The sequence below is a fragment of the Halolamina salina genome (assembly GCF_042678005.1).
GTDB lineage: Archaea > Halobacteriota > Halobacteria > Halobacteriales > Haloferacaceae > Halolamina > Halolamina salina.
Window position 1 is genome coordinate 43,615 of record NZ_JBHUDH010000012.1, and the last position, 5,322, is coordinate 48,936.

The 5,322-nt window shown below is 69.9% G+C and carries 7 protein-coding genes; 3 read left to right on the top strand and 4 right to left on the bottom strand.

Annotated features, from left to right (window positions below; all coding sequences use genetic code 11):
• Together ACFR9S_RS01805 and ACFR9S_RS01810 are read left to right on the top strand one after the other, a co-directional pair.
• A partial coding sequence (locus ACFR9S_RS01805) for a DUF1611 domain-containing protein (RefSeq protein ID WP_379817922.1) occupies positions 1-737 on the top strand: 737 nt, incomplete at its 5' end.
• The gene (locus ACFR9S_RS01810; protein WP_379731740.1) at positions 734-1,774 is read left to right on the top strand and encodes a dipeptide epimerase; all 1,041 of its coding nucleotides are present in this window, start codon (positions 734-736) and stop codon (positions 1,772-1,774) included. The genes ACFR9S_RS01805 and ACFR9S_RS01810, both read left to right, overlap by 4 nt.
• Before the next feature lie 4 nt (positions 1,775-1,778).
• On the opposite strand, the gene ACFR9S_RS01815 is transcribed toward ACFR9S_RS01810, so the two are convergent.
• Both ACFR9S_RS01815 and ACFR9S_RS01820 read right to left on the bottom strand, forming a co-directional pair.
• Positions 1,779-2,810, bottom strand: a complete 1,032-nt coding sequence (locus tag ACFR9S_RS01815) for a hypothetical protein (RefSeq protein ID WP_379731739.1) — start codon at positions 2,808-2,810, stop codon at positions 1,779-1,781.
• A 43-nt stretch (positions 2,811-2,853) separates the two neighbouring features.
• Positions 2,854-3,669, bottom strand: a complete 816-nt coding sequence (locus ACFR9S_RS01820) for a PspA/IM30 family protein (RefSeq protein WP_379731738.1) — start codon at positions 3,667-3,669, stop codon at positions 2,854-2,856.
• A gap of 92 nt (positions 3,670-3,761) precedes the next feature.
• Here ACFR9S_RS01820 and ACFR9S_RS01825 point away from each other — a divergent pair, with 92 nt between their 5' ends.
• Entirely contained in the window at positions 3,762-4,427 is a 666-nt protein-coding gene (locus tag ACFR9S_RS01825; RefSeq protein ID WP_379817924.1) for a dienelactone hydrolase family protein, read from the top strand.
• On the opposite strand, the gene ACFR9S_RS01830 is transcribed toward ACFR9S_RS01825, so the two are convergent.
• Together ACFR9S_RS01830 and ACFR9S_RS01835 are read right to left on the bottom strand one after the other, a co-directional pair.
• On the bottom strand, positions 4,409-4,831 hold the full coding sequence (locus ACFR9S_RS01830; protein ID WP_379732652.1) for a hypothetical protein: 423 nt from the start codon (positions 4,829-4,831) through the stop codon (positions 4,409-4,411). The two genes, ACFR9S_RS01825 and ACFR9S_RS01830, sit on opposite strands and share 19 nt — an antisense overlap.
• 41 nt (positions 4,832-4,872) lie before the next feature.
• On the bottom strand, positions 4,873-5,196 hold the full coding sequence (locus ACFR9S_RS01835) for a transcription factor S (protein WP_379732651.1): 324 nt from the start codon (positions 5,194-5,196) through the stop codon (positions 4,873-4,875).
• Between the last annotated feature and the right edge of the window lie 126 nt (positions 5,197-5,322).

The window sequence follows — 5,322 nt, forward strand, 5'->3', positions numbered from 1 at the left end:
ACGTGGTCGCCGGCCTCCACTACTTCCTCAACGAGGACGAGGAGTTCGCGACGCTCGCGGCCGAACACGGCGCGGATATCCACGACGTGCGCGAGCCTCACCCGGGGATCGGCGTCGCCGAGGGGAAATCCGACGAGATCGACGCCGAGGTCGTCCTCACGGTCGGCACCGACTGCTCGGTCGGGAAGATGACCGCCACCTGCGAACTGGTCGAGGCGGCCCGGGACGCCGGCATCGACGCCGGCTTCGTCCCCACGGGCCAGACGGGGATCATGATCGCCGGCTGGGGCAACCCCGTCGACCGCGTCGTCTCCGACTTCACCGCCGGCGCAGTCGAGGAGATGCTGCTCGAACGGGGCGACGAGCACGACGTGCTGTTCGTCGAGGGGCAGGGGAGCATCGTCCACCCGGCCTACTCCGCGGTGACCTGCGGCATCCTCCACGGCTCGATGGCGGACAAGCTGGTGCTCTGTCACGAGGCCGGCCGCGAGGTCGTCCACGGCTACGAGGACACCGACCTGCCGCCGATCGCGGAGTACGTCGACCTCTACGAGTCGCTCGCGGCGCCGGTCCACGAGACCGAGGTAGTCGCCGGCGCGCTCACCACGAAGGAGATCGACGGCGACGAGGCGGCCCGCGAGGCTGTCGAGGCGTTCGCCGACCAGATCGGCGGCGTCGCGACCGATCCCGTGCGCTTCGACGCCGCGGAGATCGTCGACGAGGTGGTCGGGGAATGAGCCTCGACACGGAGTTCGAACGCGTCTCGCTGCCGCTGGCGGACGCCTTTACCATCTCCCGAGGGACGACCGAGGCCGCGGAGAACGTGATCGTCAAGATCACCGACGAGGGCGGGATGACCGGAATCGGCGGCGCCGCGCCCTCGGCGCACTACGGCGAGACCGCGAACACCGTCGAGGCGGTGCTGCCGGACCTGCTCGACGTGGTCGAGGAGGTCGGCGACCCTCACGCGCTGACGACGATCGAGGAGCGAATGCGCCACGTCGTCGAGCGCAACCCCGCCGCGCGGTGTGCGGTGTCGATCGCGCTGCACGATCTCGCCGCCAAGCGGACCGGGCTTCCCCTCTACCGGATGTGGGGGCTGGACCCCGAGTCGACGCCGACCAGTTCGTTCACCATCGGCCTCGACACGACCGAGAAGATCCGCGAGAAAACCGAAGACGCCGTCGAGGCGGGCTACTCGACGCTCAAGGTGAAACTGGGCACCGACCGCGACCGCGAGATCATCGAGGCGATCCGCGAGGAGGCGCCCGACGCGACGCTGCGCGTCGACGCCAACGAGGCGTGGACGCCGCGCGAGACGGTTCGGAACTCGGCGTGGCTCGCGGACCACGGCGTGGAGTTCATCGAGCAGCCGGTGCCCGCCGAGGACCCCGAGGGCCTGCAGTTCGCCTACGAGCGCAGCGAACTGCCGATCGCCGCCGACGAGTCCTGCGTCACGCTGGAGGATATTCCAGAGATCGCCGACAAGTGCGACATCGCGAACCTCAAGCTGATGAAGTGCGGCGGGCTGCTCGAGGCGAAACGGATGATCCACGCCGCCCGCGCCGAGGGGCTGGAGGTGATGCTCGGCTGCATGATCGAGAGCAACGCCAGCATCGCTGCCGGTGCCCACCTCGGCCCGCTGCTGGACTACGCCGACCTCGACGGCTCGCTGCTGCTGGATTCGGACCCCTACGAGGGCATCGACCTCGCCGGGGGGGAGATGCGGCTGGCGGAACTGGGGCTGCCCGGCACCGGCGCGCGGGAGGCGTAGTCGCTCACTCCTCGAACGACGCGTCCCGGTCGGTTTCCCGCAGGATGAACGGGCCGATCGAGAGCGTCCGCTTGGTGACGGTGACGATGCGGAGCATGTACGCGAGCAGCACCGCGAACGGGAGCAGCGCGACGGCGACGACGCCCGCGATCTGCAGCAGCGCGATCGGGACGCCCGCGACGGCGCCCGGGGCCGCGTCGAAGAACAGCAGCGCCCACGTCGACACCAGCAGCGACGGCAGCGACGTCCAGAGGATGGTCCGCGAGAGGTCGATCAGCTCCCACTGGAAGTACAGCGTCTTGAAGTGCTCGCGGGCGGGCCCGAACAGTTCGAGCACGTCCGAGAGCGCCGCCAGCCGGTCGGCCGCCTCGTCGTTCAGGCTGTCGGCGTGTTCGGCCCGGAGCCGCCTCGCGGTGTAGAGCTTCCAGGAGTAGTTGAAGTCCAGCGCCGCCGAGATGACCTCGAACTCGCCGAACCGGGCGCCCTGGAGGTCCGAACGGACCCCCTCGCTGTTCTCCCGGATGGCGTCGACGAACTCGGTAACGCGCTCCCGGAGATCGTCGTCCTCGAGTTCCTCGACCGCCGTCGATACCTCGTCGGCGCGCTGCTCGGTGGCGTTGACGAGCGCCCGGAGGAACGCCGAGGGTTCGGTCGGGCTGACGGGGTCCTCCAGCAGGTCGGCCACGTCCGAGCGGAACGTCATCGCCTCCTCCATCCGACCGCGCTGGTCGCCGACGGCGCCCTGCTCCTGGGAGAGCACCAACTGCGAGAGCGTCAGCACGAGCGTCACGCCGGTCACCGTCGACCCGACGAGCGCCTGCGACAGCGTCTCGACGGGGTCGCCCTCGGCGAGCAGCGGGAACGGCTCCGGGTGGAGCACCCCGCCGACGACGACGCCGAGGAACAGGGCGCCGGCGACCCCCAGCGCGACCAGCCGGCGGTCCGCGGCCATGTAGAGCCAGAGCTTGGCGGTGCTCACGTCCGCACGCTCCCGGATTGAGTCGCTGGTCCGACCTCTGGTGCCGTCGTCGCTCACGGGGGTTCACCGTCGTTCGGGGAGGGCGAGGCGGCGCGGGGGGTCACTCCTCGTCCCGAAGCTCCTCGAGTTCGCTCTCGATCTCGGGGTCTGCCGGCTCGCTCTCCGTCTCCTCGCTCGACGACTCGTCGGCGTCGGTATCGGCGCCGTTCGAGTCCACGTCCTCGCCGAGTTCGCCTTTCAGCGTCGCGAGCTCGGACTCGACCTCGGTGTCGGTCCGCCCCTGTTCGAGCTCGCGGTCGATGCGGTCCTCGTCGGAGAGGGCGCTCTCGAAGGCGCCCGACTCCTCGAGTTCGTCCATCGCCTCCGCGCGGGCCTCCATCTCCTCGGTGCGCTCCTCGGAGCGTTCGATGGCGCGGGTCACGTCGGCCATCTCGTCGCCGGCGCCGGTCATCGCCTCGGAGACGCGCGTCTCAGCCTCGGCGGCGTCGTGGCGCGCCTTCAGCGTCTCCTTCTTCGTGCGGAACTCCTCGATCTGGCTCTGGAGCTCCTCCTTCTTCTCGACGAGGCGGTCCTGTGACTCCTGGAGGTCGGCGATCTGGGCCTCCAGATCCTCGATCTCGTTCATCTTCGACTTCTTCTTCTCTAACGCCTCGCGGGCGAGGTCGTCGCGGTCCTGCCGGACGGCCTCGCGGGCCTGTTCGTTGTGCTTCTCGACGTTCTCCTCCAGCCGGCGCTTCTGGATCTCCAGCCGTTTCTTCTGGGTCGTCAGGTCGGCGATACCCTGTTTGACCTCCTGCAGCTGGTCGCGCATCTGCTCGTAGGAGTAGTCGAGCGTCTCGTTCGGGTCTTCGGCGCGGTTGAGCACCGAGTTCACCTTCGACCGCACGATGTAGGAGGCGCGCGAGAGGATTCCCATGGCCGGGTATGCGGTCGTCAGCGCCTTAAAGTTCCCGCGGAGCCGCGGTTCCGAGCGGAAGGCGCTTGGCGGCGGCGGCCCCAGCCCGACCCATGAGCGACAGCGAGCCGATCGTGATCCCGAGCGCGCGGGACGTGCGGGCGAACCTCGATGAAGGTGCGGCCGGCGATGATCGGCCGGCCGTAGCTGGCGAAACTGACGCCTGCGTCGTCGCCTGCCCACCCCACCCACAGCAGGGCGGCCACCGCGGCGACGGCCGCCTCGTCGGGATCAGCGACCACCTCACCGCGGCCGGCGTCGACTGCCTGCGGTTCGACTACGGCGACTGGGACGAGGGGTACGGCGAACTCGGCGACACGTACGCCGCGATCGAGTGGGCGAGCGAGCGCTACGACCGGATCGGACTGACGGGGTTCAGCTTCGGCGCCTGCCTGACGCTGCTGGCGGCCGGCGGGACCGAAGTCGACGGCAGCGCGGGCGCCACGCCGGATCTCGCCGCCGTCGCCGCGCTCGCGCCGCCCTCGCGGCTGAACGACGACCTCAACGCGGTGCCGGCGATGGAGCGGATCGAGGCGCCCGCGACGGTGGCCTACGGCGAGCGCGACGACCTCGCGGACTGGGAGCCGGTCGTCGAGCGGGCCGAGGAGCTGGGCTGGGAGACGACGGCGCTGTCGGCGGATCACTTCTTCGTCGGGCGGACCGAGAGAGTGGCCGAGACCATCGGGGGGTTCCTGCTCGACTACTGCGCCTCGCGGTAGCCCGTGACGACGTAGCTCGCGGTCAGCACGACGACCATCGCGAGCACGAACGCCCAGAAGCCGGCGGAGAGGGCGCCGGCGATCAGCGACGGCGAGAACCCCGTCTCGGTCAGCCGCCAGCCGAACAGTGCGGCCGCCGCGAGCGCGCCGACGACGAACGGGGCGAGGAAACGCGGGTCCCACAGCGATCCCCCGGTGTCGGCGTAGCTCGTGACGTAGTTCCGGAACGTGCCGACGAAGACGTACACCGCGAACGCCCAGAGCAGGCCGCTGAGGACCGCCGTGAGGACGTTCACGAGGCCGAACCCGTCGGTACCGCTACCGAACAGCGAGCCGGCGGTACCGACGAAGAAGGCGGCGACGACGAGGACGTGCCACGGTTCGAAGCGGTCGGGGAGGGCCATACTGGCCGGGGTCGAAGGGGCGAAAGAAAAGCGTGCCGGCGTCAGTTGTACTCCCGCCAGGTGTTGTCGCACTCCTTGCAGCGCAGGAACCGCGTCGGCGGCTCGTCGGCGGAGGCGGTCTGCTTGATGTCGTACCACGCCTCGTTGTGGCCGCACTCCTCGCAGGTCACGTCCGAGGCGGTGGGTTTCCCCTCGTACTCGGCGTCCTCGTCGGCCTCGATCAGGTCGCCCTCGGTCTGTTCGTCGGTGGAGACGAACGCCGCCTCGGCCTCCTCGTCGCGGGGCTGGGTGGCGTCGCACTCCTGACAGACCATCAGGTCGCCCTCCGCGACCATCATCGAGCCGCAGTCGTCGCAGAACTGCATACCCGAGGAAGGGGACCGCCGCAGGAAAGGCTGTTCACTCCTCCCCGGTGGTGAACCCCGAGAACGCCTCGTCGTCGGCGGCGACCTTCGGGCAGCCCCGGACCCGGAAGTGGCCGTTGTCGACCA